We start from the raw sequence: 19,629 nt of genomic DNA on the forward strand, positions 1-19,629 counted from the left end.
ATGTGCCCTTCGGGATGTGGAAATGTGAAAATGGAATACAGCTAACGCATAGTGTCCGATCATCATTGCATTTCAGTCACTACGGCAAGAGTATTTAAACTCAAGAGGATTGGGTTTACATATCTGCACATTTCCACATGGCCCCGCCTCCGGCGGGCATATTTACACATTATTTTGCCTTATACCCTCCTTTCACCAGCCACTGCAACACTTTCTGCCGCTGGTCGCCCTGGACTATTATTTCGCCGTCTTTGGCGGAGCCGCCGGTACCGCAGGCATTGCGGAGTTTGCGGCCGAGATCATCCAGGTCTTCTGCCGTGCCGGTAAAACCGGTAATTAACGTAACGGCTTTCCCTCCGCGGTGTTTGGTCTCGAGTCTTATCCGCAATTGTTGTTGAGCCGGGGGCAAAGTAACCTGGTTTTCCTGCTCCTGGTCGAATTGGAAAGAAGGATCGGTGCTGTATACATATCCGTTGTTGTCGGCCTTTTTCTTTGACATAGGTATTGTTTTATTCCGTTACTGCTTTCAGGCTCAGATCGAGGCTGCGCGCCTGGTGAATAAGCGCTCCCACACTTACATAATCCACACCCGTAGCCGCATACTCCTGTATCGTAGAAAGATTGATGCCGCCGCTTGCTTCGGTTTCAAAAGCACCGTCGATCAGCTTCACTGCTTCCGCAACCTGTGCAGGTTGAAAATTATCGAGCATCACACGGAATACTTTGTTCTTCCCGATTGTCATTACCTGTCGTACTTCTTCGAGGCTGCGTGTCTCTACTTCGATCTTCAGTCCGGGTTTCTTTTCCTGTACATATTCCCAGGCACCATTGATTGCTTTTTCCAATCCTCCGGCATAGTCGATATGATTATCCTTTAGCATGATCATGTCGTACAGGCCAAAACGATGATTGACACCACCGCCGATGCGCACGGCTTCTTTTTCGAGCAAACGGAAATTAGGGGTTGTCTTGCGCGTGTCGAGCAGGCGGGTATGATATCCTTCGAGTAAGGATGTATACTGACGGGTAAGCGTGGCAATGCCGCTCATGCGTTGCATACAATTCAGGACAAGGCGTTCGCATTGGAGAATGGTATGAACAGGTGCCATTACTTCAAATGCTTTATCGCCAGGTTTCATGGCATCACCGTCGGACATGAAGGGTGTGAAAACCACGTCCGGCTCTTTGATGCGGAAGATCTTTTCAGCCACCACTACCCCGGCCAGTACACCGGCTTCTTTTATTTTCAGCACGGCTTTACCTTTTGCGTCAGCAGGTATGGATGACAGCGTAGAATGATCGCCATCGCCTACATCTTCGCGCAGCGCTTCCGTAACCAGGTGTTGCAGTTGTTCATCAAAACTCATGGGGCAAAAATAATAAATCCGCCGTTGGCGGATTTATTAATGTGGAAATGTGAAAATATGTAAGTGTGCAGATGAAACAGCTATTGCCGCTCTTTTCACTGACAGTTTTTTTAGTTGCTGCAACCTTCGGAAGTAACGTGTCCATGAACAATCAGACGAATGAAATAGCCATTTACACATCCCGCCAAAAAGCGGCATATCTGCACATTATAAAATTTGAAACCGTATTTCCTTGATCAGCTCCCGGTTGCCTTTGGTTTGCAGAAACACGTGTGCGCGGAAATTGCCGGACTTGGTCTGCAGGGTGCCGATAAAATAATGTCCGCCGGGTGATTCGCCTTTATGTTTCAGGTCAAATCCTTTGACGCCATTATTGGCAAAGAAATCGCGCAGTATCTGCTGAGACTGTGCGCGGGTGTAACTGTCGCTTTTATCTGGAAGGGTCAGCAGCACATTGTCGTCGCAATATTTGGACAACTCGGCTGCATTACCGGCACGCAGGGTGACGATTACATCATCGATGGTGCTTTTCTGGGCCAGCGCCGAAGTTGTCATTGAAACAACCAGAATCAGAGCAGTAAAGATCCCTTTCATATTTGTTTTAATTTTTCACAGGTAAATCGAAAAATATGCCATTGCGGCTAATCGGATTATCTGCCCTAAAATAGTAAAATCTGGCAGTTTTACCGTTTTTCCTTCTGCAAATACCTGATTTGGACGTAGTTTTACAGCATCAAATGGTGTACTCACGCCCGCTGCAGATCGTTTGCAGATTGATTTTTAACGTATTTCTCGCTAAAAAATATTTTTCCCGTTATGCCTGCTAAAAGAGCTATTCTGATTATAATGGACGGCTGGGGACTCGGAACCGTTGCATCTTCCGACGCCATCCAGCACGCAAACGCGCCCTTTACCCGCGCCCTGTACAGCCAATACCCGCATACCACGCTCACCACCTGCGGTGAACTGGTCGGTTTACCCGACGGGCAGATGGGCAATTCGGAAGTGGGTCACCTCAACCTGGGTGCCGGCCGTATCGTTTACCAGGAACTGCAACGCATCAATGTAGCCGTACGAGACGGTTCGCTGGCCAACAACCCCACCCTGCTGGCAGCCATCCGTTATGCAAAGGAAAACAACAAACCCCTGCACCTGCTCGGCCTGGTGAGCAATGGCGGTGTGCATTCGCATATCAATCATCTGAAGGCACTGACCGATATCTGCAAAGCCAACCAACTGTCGGAAGTTTATATCCATGCCTTTACCGACGGCCGCGACTGTGATCCGCGCAGTGGTCTCGGTTTTATCACCGAACTGCAGCAGCACCTCAACAGCAGCGTTGGCAAAATCGCCACGGTAAGCGGCCGTTATTTTGCCATGGACCGTGATAAGCGCTGGGAACGCGTGAAGCTGGCTTATGATGCACTGGTACGCGGCGAAGGCGAAAAAGCAACCGATGCGCTCGCGGCCGTAGAGAATGCTTACAACCACAACACCACCGACGAATTCATCAAGCCAACCGTTATCGTTAACGAAGCACAGCAACCACTGACGCATATCAAAGACGGTGATGCCGTTTTGTGTTTCAACTTCCGCACCGACCGTTGCCGTGAGATTACCGAAGTACTGACCCAAACAGACTTCCCCGATTTCGGCATGAAGAAACTGGCCCTGGACTATACAACGATGACGCAGTATGATCACAAATTCCGGAACGTGCATGTTATTTTTGAAAACGATGACCTCAGGCGCACATTGGGCGAGGTAATCGCAGAGCACGGACTGAAGCAGATCCGTATTGCAGAAACGGAAAAATATCCGCACGTGACCTTCTTCTTCAGCGGTGGCCGCGAAACGCCGTTTGAAGGCGAGAAACGGATCATGGTACCTTCACCCAAAGTAGCTACCTACGACCTGCAACCGGAAATGAGCGCGTTTGAACTGACCGCCGCCCTGTTGCCGGAGATCGAAAATAAAACCGCAGATTTCATTTGCCTCAATTTTGCCAATGCCGACATGGTGGGCCACACCGGTGTATGGGGCGCCGCCATCAAAGCGGTGGAAACGGTAGATCAATGTGTGGGCAAAGTGGTAACGGCCGCTCTCGCCAACGGTTACACGGTGTTCCTGACGGCAGACCATGGCAATTCCGACTTCATGATCAACCCCGACGGTTCACCCAATACGGCCCATACGCTCAACCTGGTGCCGCTGTTTGTGATTGACCGTGAATGGAAAGGAACATTGAAGCCCGGGAAACTGGCCGATATTGCGCCTTCCATCCTCACCGTTATGGGACTTCCCATTCCACCCGAAATGACGGGAGAAGTGCTGCTGGGCGGGCAATAAGTGAATCGTGAATCGTCAATGGTGAATCGTCAATCGTGAATTATAAGTGAAGCAGCCGTATTCGGCCCTTGGGGAACCTCAGGGATCTTGATACGGCTGTTTACCTATAACCTATTACCTTACGCCTTACCCCTTACCCCTTACGCCCTAAACCTTACGCCTTACCCCTTCTGACGCGGGCTTCTACCCGAAATATGCGGAAAACTACCTGTCCGTGCAGCATTCTATTTGAAAAAATGTCTTACCTTACAGGCAACCATAGTCGTTTATGACAGAGGAAGCCATTTTAAGAGGTTGTTTGAATAGCGATGCTGCCGCCCAGCGGGAACTGTACAACCGGTACAGTGCTAAGATGCTGGCAGTTTGTTATCGCTTCGCTCACAACCGGGAGGATGCAGAGGATATGTTGCAGGAAGGCTTCATCAAAGTCTTTTTACAAATCCACACATTTGAGAACAGGGGAGCATTTGAAGGCTGGATACGCCGGATAGTCGTTCATACCTGTATCAACATTCTCAAGAAAAACAAGAAGTTCAATGAAAGCGTGGATATCATCCATGCTACCGGTATCTATATCCGCGAGGATTCAGTACCGGCCATTGTGCAGGCTAAACAAGTAGTAGAGTGCATACGCATGTTGCCTATCGGCTACCGTACCGTTCTCAACCTCTACGCGATCGAAGGTTATAGTCACCGGGAGATCTCAGACCTGCTCAACATAGAAGAAAGCACCAGCCGTAGCCAGTACACCAGGGCAAAGGCCATGCTGGAAGACATACTCGTGAAGAAAAAGATTATGCAAAAACCAAAACAGGATACCGATTGGCTGGCTGCTGTCAGTCTCCGCTAACCCATCGTCAGCAAACTGGTTATGGAGAGTTATAGTAACAATAGTGATTTTGAAAGGCTCTTGCGCGAGCAGGCAGATCAGTACCGGATGTTGCCATCGGAGAAAGTATGGCGTGGCATTCAGGCTACCGTGCATACCCGCCGCCGCTGGTATGGTCTGGGACTGGTATTGTTACTCCTGTTTACGGTTACCGCCGTCACACTCGTGATGCTCTCTTACCCCGTCGATCGCAATCTCGGAACAACAACAGCTTTTGTCAACCACGATAATCCGGTTTCTCCCGACAACGGTGAAGCCAATCCGCGTCAATTCATTTCCCTTTCGACACAAACGGATCCCGTAACAGCACCTCCGGTCGTACGCAAGACATGGGACCTGGGCGGAGAAACGCCGGTTGCCGCTTTTGAAACCGCGCCCAAACGCCCTACGCTTTCCATAGCTGAAGCTACACTTATTGCCACGGCACAAACCATTATCAGCCGCGCACGCCAACTGGTACATGAACCCGCACAACAGGAAACCCCTGCAGCCGCGCTGGCCATACAGCCTGTAAGCGCACCACAGGCGATTGTACGCGCCATCACGCCGCGCCGCGTTATCAATCCACCGGCTACACTTACGCCCGAAATTCCGGTGCTGGTGACCGATCAGCGTGATCCGGCAGAACAGGCAGACCTGGTATTGCAGGAACAACCCGCCGTGGCCACCAAAACCCCTGCTACCTGGGCCGACGACCGCTCACTGTTGCCGACCATCGAAAGTGTGATCAGCACCTTCCAACGCGACCGCAATGCCCGTAAAGTGCAATGGCAGTTATACTTTACTCCGTCGATCAGCTACCGCAAACTCAGCGAGAACAAATCTTATAATCCCGAGTCATTTGACCCCAACACCATCCCGCAGGCCGCACAGCCCAACGATGTAAATGCGGCCGTGACACATAAACCCGATCTCGGCCTGGAACTGGGCGTAGCGGCGCGTTATCCTATTTCCTCTAAAATAAAACTGCGCGGAGCGCTGCAGTTCAACGTGAACCGCTACGACATCAAAGCCTTCGCCTACTCCGGTGACATGGCCAATATTGACGTGAGCAACGGCTCAGGGAACAATGTAGTGTCTACCTGGACCTACTACAGCAATTACAGCGGCTACCGTAGCGACTGGCTGAAAAACTTCTACCTGTCCGTCTCCGCCCCGATCGGGCTGGAATATCGCCTGCTGGGAACGGAGCGCAGACACCTCGGCGTCATCGGCACGGTACAACCGACCTATGTGATCAGCGACAGAGCGTATCTTATTTCCAGCGACTATAAAAACTATGCGGAAGTGCCCTGGCTGATCCGCCGCCTCAACTTCAACACCAGTTTCGAAGTATTTGCCGGATTCAATACAGGCAATACACGCTGGCAGGTGGGTCCGCAGATCCGCTACCAGATGCTGTCCAGCTTCCAGAACAAATACCCGGTCAAAGAAAATCTTTTCGACTTCGGCCTGAAAGTCGGCATCTCCCTGATCGATCCTTAAGCAGCAACCTTGTTTTGTGTTAATTTTGCAACATGACAAAACAAGTGACCATCGCCTGCCTGGCAGTTATCCTGCTGGGAACATCCTGTAAAAGCAAAAAAGAGCGCAAGCCGGAGGACAAGAACTTCCCCATACTTGGTTACCTGCTAAGCGAGGCGAAAGCGATGGACAGTTCGATGCACAGTATTGTAAAAACTGTTTTTTACGACAGTACACATATCGATACCTTTTATATCCCCCGTCAGCAATTCCGCGAAGAAGCCAAAGACTTCCTGGAAATACCGGATATCTTTTCAACGAAATATGAAGACGATTATACAGAGTCGCGCCGGTACGATGAGACCATCAATAAAGTGATCATGACCTATACCGCCAACGGCGAGAACAAAGACGGAATATTGAAACAGGAAGTGATCATACAACCGGATCAGGTCAACGGCGATAAAGTAACCGGCATTTTTATTGATACCTGGAACAGCACAAAAGACAGTACGGTGCAGAAGCGGATGCTCTGGATGGTTGGGAAAAATTTCCAAATCACGAAGATCCTTCAACTGCCCGGCCAACCTGAAAAAACCACGATCACCAAAGTAGCGTGGAATGATACACCATGACAGCAGAACAATTCTCGCATATTGCCGGTACCATACCCCATCAGCCAGGCATTTATAAATATTTTGACCAGGCAGGCGATATCATTTACGTGGGAAAAGCCAAGGACCTGCGCAAGCGCGTGGGATCTTATTTCTCCAAAACATTTACTTCCTACAAAACGCACGAGCTTGTCCAGCGCATCGAACGTATCGAGTTCACCATTGTCAACTCCGAACAGGATGCCTTCCTGCTGGAAAACTCGCTGATCAAACAGTTTCAGCCGCGTTATAATATCAATCTCAAGGACGATAAAACCTATCCGTATATCGTCATTCGCAAAGAGCCGTTTCCCCGTGTTTACCTGACGCGTCAGGTGGTAGAAGACGGCTCCGAATATCTCGGTCCTTTTACCTCGGTAAAAAGAGTAAGAGAGCTGCTGGAGTTCACGCGTCAAACCATTCCTTTACGCACCTGCACCCTCAACTTATCTACGGCCAATATTGCCAAAAAGAAATTCAAGGTTTGCCTCGAATATCACCTTGGCAACTGCAAAGGACCTTGTGAAGGGCACCAGAGTGAAGTTGATTATGCGGCCAACCTGGTACGTTTAAAAGCCTTACTGAAAGGCAACCTGGCGCCGGTGATCCGTCATTTCCGCGACGAAATGAAAGTACACGCCGGCAATCTCGAATTTGAAAAAGCCGAGCTGGTCCGGAAAAAGATCGAATACCTTGAGGGATATCAATCGCGCTCCGTGGTAATCAGTGCGCGCGGTGGTGACAAAGATGTATTTGCCATTACGAAGGAAAAAGACATCGCTTACGTTAACTACCTGATGATCCGCAATGGTACGATTGTGCAGACCCAGACGAACAAAGTAGAAACACATCTCGATGAACCGGAATCGGAAATCCTGGAATTCAGTGTGGCCCAATTGCGTGATACCTTCAAAAGCGACGCCACGGAGATTATCGTTCCGTTTACGATAGAATATCCTGATCCCGCGGTGATAGTGACGGTGCCCAAAGCGGGCGATAATAAAAAACTGCTGGAGCTGGCGGCGAAGAATGTGGATTATTACATCGAGGAAATCAGGAACAAAGAGCGGTTAAAACTGTCGCGCAATACCGATAAAATCCGTGTGTTGGAAAATCTTCAGCGCGATCTGCAATTGCCGCAATTGCCTTTGCACATTGAATGTTTTGATAACTCCAACTTTCATGGCAGCTATCCCGTGTCGGCTATGGTGTGTTTTAAAAATGGCGAGCCGAGTAAAAAAGACTACCGCCATTTCAATGTAAAAACGGTGGAGGGCATCAACGACTTTGCCACGATGAAAGAAGCTGTTTACCGGCGTTATAAACGCTTATTAGAGGAAGGACAGCCATTCCCGCAGTTTGTGATTATTGACGGTGGTAAAGGACAATTAGGTGCGGCTGTGGAAGCGATGCAGGAATTGAATGCCATGCACATGACCACGATGGCGGGATTAGCGAAGAACGAAGAAGAATTGTTTTTTCCCGGCGATTCCGAATCGATACGGCTGCCTTATAACAGCGAAGAATTGCGCCTGGTACGTCGTATACGTGACGAAGTGCACCGTTTTGGTATCACTTTTCACCGGCAGAAACGCAGTAAAGGAACGTTTAAAAATGAACTGGAAGACATTACCGGCATCGGTAAATCCACTGCAGATATGTTGCTGAAAACCTTCCGTTCGGTAAAAAATATCAGGGAGAAAACATTGGAGGAACTGGCTGTGGTGGTCGGACCTGCGAAAGCGAAACTGGTTGTTGACTATTTTGGTGCGGGTGAGCAGGATACGGAAAAGCGGAAAGGCTTATAAAAAAAAGTGGGGCCAGGATAGAAATCCAGCCCCGTTTTTAAAATCCAATATCCTATGAAAAACCAAGACGAAGATAGACATTTTTTGGTATATTCCTAGAGTTGCCCTGCTTTTTTTATATTTTTTGAAATCATTTATTTATAGCTACTTATCATGAAAAAAGCCACGCTTCAGCGTGGCTTTTTTCTATACTTTTCCAAGGTTCAAACATTGATCAGTATTCCCACAGATCTTGTTCGAAGTTGAACAGTTTCTCTTTGATATCTTCTCCTTCCAGCAGGGCAAGGATTTGATTTTTCTGGTACTGTTTGATCATACGGTTGGATGGGTTGTCCAGGCTAGACTTAATGATATAGCTGCTGAACATACGGCTTTCAAACAGTTCTTCCCATGTCATCCGGCTTTGGCCCATGTTTTTAGGGTTGTATACTTCCATACGTGCCAGGATCGGACGCAGATCAGGATAATAGATCCAGAACATCGGAGAGCTACCCAGTTCTTTCCCGGTATTACCAATGTATTTGGTTACGAGCGGAGAGATACCCAGGATGCGGCAGAAATAGCGGCTGGCCTCGCGGTCAAATACCCACTCTTCCTTGATACGCAGCTTGGTAACGGTATTTGCATCAAACGTGGCGCGTGTTACGGTATAGCGAACGATTTTGTTGATGTCGTTAACGTCGTAAACGGGCACCGTATCAGCAGAACCTACGGTCAGCTGGGCAACTTCGGCGGGGGTCATCGGAGTAGTGAAGCGCTCATCGGCAAAGGCTGTAACCTCGCCGGTGGCCACCGCTCTGAGGAGCATATCGATGAAGACCTGGCTTCCGTTATCGTCCTGGGCCTGGTAGCGGAAGGTTTGGTTCATCTTCTCGCGCAGATCCAGTTCGCGCCATACTTTTTCTGCAAAAAGGGCATCATCCCAGCGCAGGTGTTCGTAAGGCAAAGGGGTACGTGCTGTCAGATTGGATTTATCGAACGCATTTTCATTGCGCAGTGATTTTTTGACAGCGGTATCAGATACACCGGAAGAATCTACCACGATGGGGATACCACCATAGGGATCGTAGTTGGAGGGCGGACGGGTGTCATTCGTCTGCTGCTGCTCCTGCTGGTTGCCGGCGGGCTGCTGGGTATTGTTGTTACGTCTTCTGCCGGTACGCTGTGCATCAGCCTCAGAGATGGCGAGCACTGCCAGCAGTACGAACAAACATTTTTTCCCAATAGAGTATTTCATAGTCACTTTTTACAATTTCTTACTTGATATAATATACAAGCGACGGCGCATTTGAACCACGACCGTCTGGTCCCTGTACACGGATATTATCGATGGTTACGATCTTACCGGATTTCACCTGGGCGTTGATGTGTGAACGCGCAGCAGCACTGAACGTATTACCCTGACAAGTAGCTGTTGCAACGTCTCCGTCGTCAGTATCAACAGAGAAGGTGAATGATGTAACAGTGTAAGAGAGTTCGAAGGGGAAATCCTTGATACCGGCACCTACACCTTGCTGAGCGCGGAAAGCTCCTGCAGGAATGTTGGCACCACTCTCATAACCACCTACATAAGCCTGGGCACGTGGGATGGTTCTTACGCGGAACTGCGAAGCGCCAGCCACTTTACCGTCAACAGACACCGTGATACGGCAGTCGTCGGTTACAGAACCCACACGGGCTACGTATTTGCCGGGACCAACGCGGGTCAGTGATCCGCCACCACCTGTGATGGTAGCCTGAACCTTGTCGTCGCCGCCACCGCTTGCCGCGATGCTTACGGGGTTGTCCACACCTATGTAAAGAACGTTCATTTTATCCAGGGCAATAGAGGCGTTGGCCTGACCTACTGTGTAAGTAATGGTCTTGTCAATAGTCTCCTGCTTGTTGGTATACTGGTTAAAGAACGTAATTTTTACGGGAATAGTATGTTGACCGATACCGCCACCAGCAGTTTTGTAGTGGGCGGAACCGTCTTCACCGATTGAAACGTTGCTGCCACCGATAGAAATGGTTGGTTGTGCTTTTTTGCTGAACGCACCTACACCGGCAGTGATTTCCAGTTCCTGGCCGGGCATCAGGTAGTTGGAGTTCTGACCTACGATTGCTGCGTAAGAGTCAAATACCACTTCTACTTTACCAACCTGAGCGTGGTAGTAAGCAACTACCTTGTTCTCAGACGTTTTGATATCGTTCTGGAATTTGCTGAGAATAGTCAGACTCGCGATGGTAGGCACCATGTTGAAATAAGTGATGTCCCATGCACGTACTTTACCATCCTGGCTTTTAGGCGTTTCCAGGTTGATTTGGATGTCATTTTCAATTTCTTTCCTTACCGCGGGGTCGATCGCCAGCAAAGCAGCCTTATAATCCCCAAGGCGCTTTTGCAGTTCCTTACCTTTTCCGCCTTCAATCATGATCTTGGTAGCAATACCCTGGCTTTCCATGTTAAAAGGCTTGGTAGGATCGTTAGGGTCGCCGCCTGCATTTTTAATGATCTCTGACTTCAGTCCGTTGATATAATCATACAGCGATTTGGTCAGGCTGGTAGCTTGTTGAGCTTTGGCCAACCAGATAGTCGCTTTTTCGCGGGTTTCTTCTTTTTTAGATTTCTCCTCCAATGACGACATGATCGTATTGGTAGAAGCGTGGATTGTTGTATTAGTCGTTTCGAGACTTGTATTAACCGTTTTAAAGGCATTGAGGATCTCGGCTGAGATGTTGATGGCCAACATCGCAGTCAACACCAGGTACATGATGTTGATCATCTTCTGCCGCGGCTCTTTAGGTAGTGCCATATCAGGTCAAATAGTTTTTTCTTAAGGAATTATTATTTACAAGTTAGTTGGTATGCTTTGACCTTATTTACCCTGCATAGCAGTCAGCATATTACCGTAGATATTATTCAGACGGCCGAGGTTGGTAGCCAGCGATCCGATCTGCTCCTGTACTTTCTTAGCGTCTTCAGCGCTGTTGAGCATAGTGGCAGAAGCTTCAGAAAGTTTACCATAGAAAGAGTTCAACGCTTTCAGGTGGTTGTTGCTTTCCTGCAGTTCCAACTCATAAATAGTATTCAGCGAAGAAAGGTTTTTAGTGAGTACCTGTACCTGGTCGTGGAATACTTTCGCGCCTTCAGTAGCCTGGTTGAAAGCACCAACAGAACCGGCAGCCGTAACATAAGCGTCTTTCACTTTGTCGAGTGCGCCGGTTACTTCGCGGGTTTTAGCGGTGTAGTCGCCTGTAGCAGCTACCACGTCAGAGATATTGTTCATATTACCGATAGTCTCGTTCAATTTTTTGAAGTTGTCGCCGAGACGGTTCAGTGTTTCAGGAGTTACGTGTGCTTCGATCAGTGCTTTGTCCATAGCGGCCAGTGCGCCACCTTTAGCGGGTTTGATTACTTCGCCTGCTACAGTCAGTTCTTCGGAATGAGACGCATCGGGCAGTGCGGGATAGATCAGGTAAAGGATACCATACAGCGCGAAGATTGCGGCTTCAATGGTAAGACCGATCCAGAGCCATGTGTCTGCGTCGGGAGCGTGCGTGATTTTTCTCAGCGCACCCCAGATAACCAGTGATGCACCAAATGAAACGGCTACGTCAACGTATTTGCTTACTTTGGTAGGAATAGCTGCTGCCATAAAGAGTCAGTTTTAAAACGAGAGTTGTTTTGTGTTGATAATTAGGAATTGGTAAAACTAAAGCAGGGAAGGCTGAGGTTGATCGTCAACCTTCCCTGCTATTATTAAGTTTAGATGCGATAAGTAGTCAATTTGGTGGAGTCTTATCTGCGGCGACCGGAAGCAGCTGGCAGATCGATCACACAACGGAAACCGACATACGATTTTGCTGAATCCTGGTATTCGTACGTACTGGTACCTGTTTGCAGGTAATAACCTACATCTTTCCAGCTTCCGCCACGGATGATCTTGCGTTTCATGAGGGGGGGATCGTCGTCTTTTGCATTCCAGCGTACATCGGGGTTCATATCGTGCTGGAAGTTGTTACGACCTTCGTAATAGATAGAAGAAGTCCATTCTGCTACGTTACCTGACATGCAATACAGACCGTAATCATTGGGCCAGTAAGCATCGGCACGCACCGTGTAGAAACCTCCGTCTTCAGGATAGTTACCACGGCCAGGCTTGAAGTTGGCCAGCAGACATCCTTTCTTGTTGCGGAGATAGTAGCTACCCCAGGGGAACATAGACTGAGAGCGTCCGCCGCGGGCTGCATATTCCCACTGCGCTTCGGTCGGCAGGCGGAAGTCAGACTCCTGTACGCGGTTCTTGCCGATCAGGAATGAATTGAGGTAGTGCGTTCTCCACTCGCAGAAAGCAGTTGCCTGTTTCCAGCTTACGCCTACTACAGGATAGTTGTCAAATGCGGGGTGAGAGAAGTAACGTTTTGTCATCGGCTCGTTGTAAGAATACGCGAAGTCGCGGATCCACACGAGGCTATCAGGATAGATACGAACGTCTTTCTTTTCGATGAAATCTTTGCGGGGTCTTTTAGCGTTCTCACGCTTGGCCGCTTCTTTGAGGTCGAAGATTTCGGAGTGGTAAACCAGTTGGTTGACATCCACTTCTTTTTTTCCGAAGATACGGTCCTCAGGAGAGAGGATCATGTCGGTACTAGCAAGGGCCTCAACGTTTTTAGGATCGTTCCACTTGAACGTCTTCATCTTCTGCCAGTCAACTGCTTCATCGCCGTCAGCACCAGCTTTCACATAGCCGAGCTTGCGGGCAGCAACGGAGTCACGTACCCAGTAAACAAACTGGCGGTACTCCATGTTGGTGACTTCAGTAGCATCCATCCAGAAACCGCTGATTGAAACAGCACGGTTACGGGCACTGAACGCAAAAGCAGGGTCCTCATCACTGGGGCCCATGTGGAAGGAACCTTGCGGGATGTAAACCATTCCCGGAGGCTTCGGCAAAGAATACCTGCTGCCGGCCGCGATGCCATGCACCTGACCGTCGTTCGGTAAAGAGCCGCCTTTGTTTTTTCCCGATTTACAGCTCGCCAGCATCAAAATGCTCATAGCCGCAACGATAGCGTAGTTAGGGTTTTTCATTTTCATACACTTAAAGGGTATTGGGCAAATATAATATTTTGGTTTATTCAAGCGCACAAGGTTACAATTTATTTTTTTACAGTCAAAGGTTGTTTTACGGCGTAATTTATCTAACGAATCCTGATGCAGATTATTGTATTTAACAGAAAATTATCTTACACCTCTTACGCACTGTTAATCAACGTCATAAGCTGTTTTACCTGCTCCACCGGCTCGCGACAGGCAAAATTTTTGCACAGATAAATATTTGTTTTTTGACCTGGTTTTTTCCCTTTCGTCAGGGCAAATTCCTGGTTTTCAACCGGTGAATAAAGCATCAATCCATGCGGCACATACTCATATAATATTTTCTCATATATCTCTTTTTCCGGACCAATTACCACAATTTCCTGGGTCCCTCCGGCCCACTCCTGTAACAAACCCGCCCAGTTAGCAAAGGACCCCGCATATCGTCCGACCACGCCGGAAAGGCTCTCCACCATCTTTTCCGCACGATCCCGCCAGGGCAATGCATCATAGTAAATGCCCAGCCGGTACAGGTTAGTGGCCATTACCGAATTACCGGACGGCACCGCTCCGTCATAGATCTCTTTTTTCCGTAAAATAATATCGGTCTGGTAATCAGGCGTATAATAGAAAAGCGGGCCTTCTTCATCCCCAAAATGTTCCCACACATGATCCGTCAGTTGCGCCGCTTCCTTCAGCCAGCGCGTGTCGGCCGTGATTTCCTGTAATTGCAGCAACGATTCAATCAGGAAAGCGTAATCGTCCAGGAATGCCGGGTATTTTGCTTTCCCGTTTTTCCACGTATGCAATAACCGGCCTTCTTCCGCATCCCTGAATGCCTTCAGTAAAAACTCCATGTTCCGGATAGCCAGGTTCCGGTATTCTTCCCGGCCGGTTGCGCGGAATGCGCGGCTGCATGCCGTATTCATCAACGCGTTCCACCCCAGGATTATTTTGTCGTCGAGTAAAGGTCTGATTCTTTTTTCCCGGGCTGCCAGCAGGCGCTCCCGGCCTTCCTGCAGCGTTTGTTTTAACCCGGCGGCATCAATCCCTCTCAACCGGGCAAAAGACGCCAGATCGGGCTCCTGTACACGCAGGATGTTCTTTTCCTCCCAGTTACCCTGCTCCGTTATGTCGTAGTATTCACAAAACAGCGCGGCCTTCTCTCCCAGCGTTTCTTCCACCTCTTTTTTATTCCACACATAGTAACGTCCTTCTTCTCCTTCGCTGTCGGCGTCCAGGGCCGCATAGAACCCGCCCTCGGGCGACAGCAATTCACGTTTTACGAATCCCATTGTTTCATGGATCACCTCCTGGTATCGAGCGCTGCCGGTCAGTTGCGCCGCCTCGCTGATCACCGTCAGCAGCAGCGCATTGTCGTAAAGCATTTTTTCAAAATGGGGGATCAGCCATTCGGTATCCGTGGCATAGCGGGCAAAGCCGCCCCCGATCTGGTCGTAGATACCGCCTTCGATCATCCGGTCGAGACTGAGCAACGCCTGTTGCAGCGCCTCGGCTTCGAGTCCTTCCTTGTCATTGCGGCGGCCGTAGCAAAGCAGGAAGCGGATCACAAATGTCTGGGGAAATTTGGGTGCCCGGCCGAATCCGCCCCATTCCTTGTCGGCGGTGCGCAACAGGTTGGCGGCCACTTCTTCCATTCGCACCGGTGCTTCCGTGCGGTTGCTGCGGCCGAATTGGTTGGCCTGCTCGAGATGGGCGATCATATTGCCGGCCTGGGCTTCGATCTCTTCTCGGCGCTCAGTAAAGGCCTGGTAAATGCCTGTGAGCGTTTCCGTCCAGGAGGAGCGGTTAAAGGCCCGTCTGGGGGGAAAATAAGTGCCGCCGTAAAAGGGTTTTCCTTCCGGCGTCAGAAATACGTTGAGCGGCCATCCGCCGCTGCCGGTCATGGCCTGCACGGCATCCATGTAAATGTGATCGAGATCGGGCCGTTCTTCGCGGTCGATTTTGATGTTGACGAAGTGTTCATTCATCAGCACTGCTACGGCCGGATCTTCGAAACTTTCACGTTCCATCACATGACACCAGTGGCAGGCGGCATAGCCGATACTTACCAGTATGGGTTTGTCTTCCTTCCGTGCTTTTTCCAGCGCTTCCGGGCTCCAGGGATACCAGTCTACCGGGTTGTGGGCATGTTGTAAGAGATAGGGGCTTGTTTCGTGTACGAGATGGTTGGTATGAGCGTGCATCCCTCAAAGTTCCTCAAAATTCAAAAGGCAAAATTCAAAATTCAAAAAAAAGAAGTGAGGAATCGTCAATGGTGAATCGTGAATCGTCAATAAAAAGCCATGGTTCGTGTATACACGAACCATGAAAAAACTTATAACCTATTACTTAAAACTTATAACGGCTGTTTAACTCTTCTTCTTTACAGTCGTCGACGCGAGGTACTGATCCAGTGCGGAAACCATACTGGGGCTTTTGGGGTGCGGCGCTACGATCTCGAGGCTCAGGCCGGCTTCTTCGGCAGCGCGGCTCGTATTGCTGCCAAATGCGCCGATCACCGTTCCGTTCTGTTTGTACTCGGGTACGTTGTCAAAAAGACTTTTGATACCGCTGGGGGTAAAAAAACAAATGACGTCGAAATCTGTCTTGGTCAACAGCTCTTTCACGTCATTGCTTTGGGTACGGTACATAAATGCCAGCGCAAATTCACAATTGTTGCTCTTCAGCCAGTTCACAATGTCATTGTCCTGCTGGTTTTCGGAACATACATACAGGAATTTTTCATTTCCCTTGTGTTTGTTCACTACCTCGAACATGCTTTTGTTGGAACCGTCGGCGCCGTAGAAAACCTTGCGTTTGCGGTAGAGGATGAATTTCTGGAGATAAAGTGCCACCGCTTCGGTGATACAGAAATACTTGGTATCCTGCGAAACGCTCACTTTCATTTCCTCGCAGGTGCGGAAGAAGTGATCGATGGCGTTGCGGCTGGTGAAGATTACCGCAGTATAAGAAGCAATGTCGATCTTTTGCTTGCGGAAATCGCGGGCCGGAATCCCTTCCAGCCGGATAAATGGTTGGAATGCCAGTTTTACATTATACTTTCTTTCCAGCTCAAAATACGGCGATTTCTCGCTTTCCGGTCTCGGCTGGGTGATCAGTATCTGTTGTGTTGTTTTGGCCTTTGTATCGGCCTTGGTGACCCCGTTCTTTACCATGAAGTGTGGCTGAATTTGGGTGCAAAGGTACACCTTTCTACTTAAATACTGATAGTACCACTTTATAGATGAGCAGCAGGGGGGCCACTTCAAAGGCCAGCAGGTACAATACAAAATGAAAAAGCCTGAAGCTGACCTGATTACGGACGGCTCCCCATCCTAATATGTAACGATACAATAACAATAAACCGATACCAACCCAGGAAATTGACCAGGCAACCGTCTGCAATTCGCCCGAGGCATAACTCACGAGCCACAAAAACGGCAGCAGGAATATGCCCAGCGCCTTGTTCACCATGAACACCACAAACACATACGCATCGGTCAGTGGTGTCATGCGAAACAACCAGCCGATCAGTTTCAGACCGATGTATTTGACCAGGTAGATAGCCGCCAGTGCCCCAAAACCATAGAGCGCCAGCAACCAGAATCCTGTGTCCGGCAGATCCAGCTCCAGGTGCGTAAACAGAAAAGCGAGGTAAAGTCCGCCCGTTATGAAGAAAAAGATATTGAACAGCAAGGATGGCAGTGGTGTTTGCAATAATTGCTCGCGCAATTGACGCTGCTTGAGCGTAGACCGGAAAAACAAACGACGCAGATCCGCCAGGTATTTTCCAAATACCTGTTTAAGCAACGCAAACAACAGCACCACACCCGTCAGTACATAAAACAACAGGTCGCGGTCATCCACTTTTCGTTCCCTCGATTGACTGATTACCGGCTCACCGGCAAAGCCAAAGTATGGCTGGTGCGACAGGATTTGTAAAGGCAACGGTACACCCTCCTGTGTAGTCCACGATGGCGTGGCCGCCGAATGTTTTTTTACGGGCAACGGATTCCGGCCCGAATATTTCTGCAGACTGTCTGCCCGCGCTGCATTGATGCTATCCGCCTGCGCACTTGCCGCACTGGCGCGGGATAGTGAGTCCGGCTGTTGTCCGGATACTACCAACGAGAAGAGCCCAAAAATGCACAAGAGGAAAATTCGGTTCAATACCACGATTTATGTTGCAAAAATAAAGGCGCCGTTTTAGAAAAAGCTGACAAACCCAAAATGAATCTTTGATTGACGAAGATTAAAGTCCGTGTCATCTCTTTTGCCCACCGCCCAGGCCAGGTTGAAGATGCCCACTTTCGTTTCAAACGCGATGCCTAATCCCGCACCGAGATAAGTATGCGTTTCTTTTACATTCTGACTGTGATTGCGTCCCCAGCCGCCGTCGACAAATCCATAGAAGAAGGAGTTCTCCCCTATTAGATATCGGTATTCCACCGTGCCGATGCCATATTGTGAGAGGTACTGGCTTTCTTCATCAAAACCGCGCAGCAATTTGTAACCACCGATCTGGAAAAGCTCATTGCGGAACAGATAGCCACTTTGCAGATAACCGCCCTGCGCCCCCACTTTCAGGGTGCTCAGGCCTTTTTTACTGAGGGGGAAATAATGCGCCGCCTGCAGCCGCACACGCACCTGGTAGGTTTTTGCTTTCAGCGTATCGTAGATTTTTTTGAAGTCAAAGTCCGGATCGTTGGGGTCTTTCAGCTCCAGCACCGCATTGTTCTGTTTGATCTTTTTATTCCCGATGGTGGTGACCATTTTTATTTCACTTCCCCGCACCGGATTGAACCGGTAGTTGGTGGTGTTGCTTTCATATTCCAGTCCCACATTGGTCACCGATACATCTGCCGCTTCCGGCAGCCGGCGGTTTTGCAGTACATAATTGAGGTCGATGCCGTTGACCACCGTTTGAAATCTTTGCAGGAACAGCTTTCCCGATTGCTGCGTGTTGAGGATGTATTGCGCGCCGATCTGGAAGTTGACGTTCAGAAAACTGCTGTCTTTGCGGAACATATCGAACCCGAAATCCAGTCCTATCGGCGAACGGAACAGGTAGGGATGCTGGTAAACGATGTTCAGCCGCTGTGATTTTACCTGCAATTGCTGCCATATCAGTCCGATCGTTTCTCCGGCGCCCAATGCATTTTTTAAATTCAGGTTGCCTTCGCCCGTGATCAGTAATTTTTTGGAGGAAAGCTGATCGTTGTTGGGCAAAAAGCCGACAATCAGGCTTGCCTGGCTGCTGCGTTTTTGTTTCAGGTATACTTCGATCGTTGCGCCGCTGCTGCGCCACAGGATGCGTGGCGGAAATTCTTCTTCCACATAAGTGAGTTCGCGGAGTAGACCGCTGATGCGTTGCAGCTTTTCTTTACTATAAGTGCTGCCGTTGCGCAGATCGAGGTAGCGCTGCAGGTATTCGTTGGATACTTTTGCATTGCCTTTGATCTCGATACTGTCTACGCGGTACAACGGTCCTTTGTCTACTTTTAACCGCGCCGAAATGGCGTCATCATTCAGTTGAAGATTTTCCAGCGACACTTTTGCAAAAGGATGGCCGTTGTTTTCCAGGTAATTCAGGATGCGTTGCTGCAGCATGCTCACCTGGTTGAAGTCGATGGGTTTGTCGCGGTATTGTTGTTCGCGCCAGCCGCCGGCCGCCAGCAGCGCGGGTTCCACACCATCGGCATCGAGTTTTGCCCAGCGGTAAGGTTTGCCGATATAAATCACCGCATAAGCACCCAGTGAATCAAAACGCGCGGTATCGAGAGAGGCGGTAACGTAACCGCGGCCACGCAGGCGATCCGGTAATCCGTTGACATATTCAACGCACAACAGGCGGTTGTCGAATGTACCGGGCGGCTGCAAAATCTGCTGCAATGCCTTTTCATCGTAGTCCACAGCTCTCAGCGTCAGTGAATAACGATCCTGGGCCGATGACCTGAGTCCCGACAATAAAAACAAAACTGCGGTAAGAAGGTGTCGTACCTTTGTCATGCTATTC

General features: G+C 49.4%; 16 protein-coding genes. 5 read left to right on the forward strand and 11 right to left on the reverse strand.

The features are described 5' to 3' along the window. Window positions 1-169: 169 nt before the first annotated feature. The 3 genes from H608_RS0113490 to H608_RS0113505 form a co-directional block, all read right to left on the reverse strand. Window positions 170-499: a translation initiation factor gene (locus tag H608_RS0113490; protein ID WP_028788141.1), complete on the reverse strand. Its 330-nt coding sequence runs from the start codon at window positions 497-499 to the stop codon at window positions 170-172. A gap of 10 nt (window positions 500-509) precedes the next feature. Further along, a complete protein-coding gene (gene nadC / locus H608_RS0113495; protein WP_038008425.1) occupies window positions 510-1,367 on the reverse strand; it encodes a carboxylating nicotinate-nucleotide diphosphorylase in 858 nt (285 codons plus the stop codon). Between the two features lie 207 nt (window positions 1,368-1,574). Then, window positions 1,575-1,961, reverse strand: a complete 387-nt coding sequence (locus tag H608_RS0113505) for a DUF4783 domain-containing protein (RefSeq protein ID WP_051268309.1) — start codon at window positions 1,959-1,961, stop codon at window positions 1,575-1,577. A gap of 222 nt (window positions 1,962-2,183) precedes the next feature. Between H608_RS0113505 and gpmI the strand changes: the two genes are divergently transcribed. The 5 genes from gpmI to uvrC all read left to right on the forward strand — a co-directional run bounded on the left by gpmI (window position 2,184) and on the right by uvrC (window position 8,530). After that, the gene (gene gpmI / locus H608_RS0113510) at window positions 2,184-3,716 is read left to right on the forward strand and encodes a 2,3-bisphosphoglycerate-independent phosphoglycerate mutase (RefSeq protein WP_028788144.1); all 1,533 of its coding nucleotides are present in this window, start codon (window positions 2,184-2,186) and stop codon (window positions 3,714-3,716) included. Window positions 3,717-3,984: 268 nt separating this feature from the next. Next, entirely contained in the window at window positions 3,985-4,566 is a 582-nt protein-coding gene (locus tag H608_RS0113515; RefSeq protein ID WP_028788145.1) for an RNA polymerase sigma factor, read from the forward strand. Between the two features lie 21 nt (window positions 4,567-4,587). Then, on the forward strand, window positions 4,588-6,090 hold the full coding sequence (locus H608_RS0113520; RefSeq protein ID WP_155990171.1) for a hypothetical protein: 1,503 nt from the start codon (window positions 4,588-4,590) through the stop codon (window positions 6,088-6,090). Between the two features lie 32 nt (window positions 6,091-6,122). After that, complete coding sequence (locus tag H608_RS0113525; RefSeq protein WP_028788147.1) at window positions 6,123-6,704, forward strand: hypothetical protein; 582 nt, start codon at window positions 6,123-6,125, stop codon at window positions 6,702-6,704. Further along, the gene (gene uvrC / locus H608_RS0113530; protein ID WP_028788148.1) at window positions 6,701-8,530 is read left to right on the forward strand and encodes an excinuclease ABC subunit UvrC; all 1,830 of its coding nucleotides are present in this window, start codon (window positions 6,701-6,703) and stop codon (window positions 8,528-8,530) included. Before H608_RS0113525 ends, uvrC begins: the two co-directional genes overlap by 4 nt. 214 nt (window positions 8,531-8,744) lie before the next feature. Here the strand turns inward: uvrC and porN are convergent, their stop codons facing one another. The 8 genes from porN to H608_RS0113570 form a co-directional block, all read right to left on the reverse strand. Further along, the gene (porN, locus tag H608_RS0113535) at window positions 8,745-9,767 is read right to left on the reverse strand and encodes a type IX secretion system ring subunit PorN/GldN (protein ID WP_028788149.1); all 1,023 of its coding nucleotides are present in this window, start codon (window positions 9,765-9,767) and stop codon (window positions 8,745-8,747) included. A 19-nt stretch (window positions 9,768-9,786) separates the two neighbouring features. Further along, a complete protein-coding gene (gene porM / locus H608_RS0113540) occupies window positions 9,787-11,325 on the reverse strand; it encodes a type IX secretion system motor protein PorM/GldM (protein WP_028788150.1) in 1,539 nt (512 codons plus the stop codon). A 63-nt stretch (window positions 11,326-11,388) separates the two neighbouring features. After that, the gene (porL, locus tag H608_RS0113545; protein ID WP_028788151.1) at window positions 11,389-12,168 is read right to left on the reverse strand and encodes a type IX secretion system motor protein PorL/GldL; all 780 of its coding nucleotides are present in this window, start codon (window positions 12,166-12,168) and stop codon (window positions 11,389-11,391) included. 143 nt (window positions 12,169-12,311) lie between these two features. Then, window positions 12,312-13,610: a T9SS ring complex lipoprotein PorK/GldK gene (gene porK, locus H608_RS0113550; RefSeq protein WP_038008431.1), complete on the reverse strand. Its 1,299-nt coding sequence runs from the start codon at window positions 13,608-13,610 to the stop codon at window positions 12,312-12,314. Window positions 13,611-13,768: 158 nt separating this feature from the next. Further along, entirely contained in the window at window positions 13,769-15,817 is a 2,049-nt protein-coding gene (locus H608_RS0113555; protein WP_028788153.1) for a thioredoxin domain-containing protein, read from the reverse strand. A gap of 165 nt (window positions 15,818-15,982) precedes the next feature. Continuing rightward, window positions 15,983-16,789: a uroporphyrinogen-III synthase gene (locus tag H608_RS0113560; protein WP_028788154.1), complete on the reverse strand. Its 807-nt coding sequence runs from the start codon at window positions 16,787-16,789 to the stop codon at window positions 15,983-15,985. A 37-nt stretch (window positions 16,790-16,826) separates the two neighbouring features. Beyond that, window positions 16,827-17,783, reverse strand: coding sequence for a DUF4271 domain-containing protein (locus tag H608_RS22350; protein ID WP_162142880.1), 957 nt, complete (start codon window positions 17,781-17,783; stop codon window positions 16,827-16,829). Between the two features lie 36 nt (window positions 17,784-17,819). Then, complete coding sequence (locus H608_RS0113570) at window positions 17,820-19,622, reverse strand: POTRA domain-containing protein (protein ID WP_162142881.1); 1,803 nt, start codon at window positions 19,620-19,622, stop codon at window positions 17,820-17,822. Between the last annotated feature and the right edge of the window lie 7 nt (window positions 19,623-19,629).

The organism is Terrimonas ferruginea DSM 30193, from assembly GCF_000425585.1.
In the GTDB taxonomy this organism is placed as follows: domain Bacteria; phylum Bacteroidota; class Bacteroidia; order Chitinophagales; family Chitinophagaceae; genus Terrimonas; species Terrimonas ferruginea.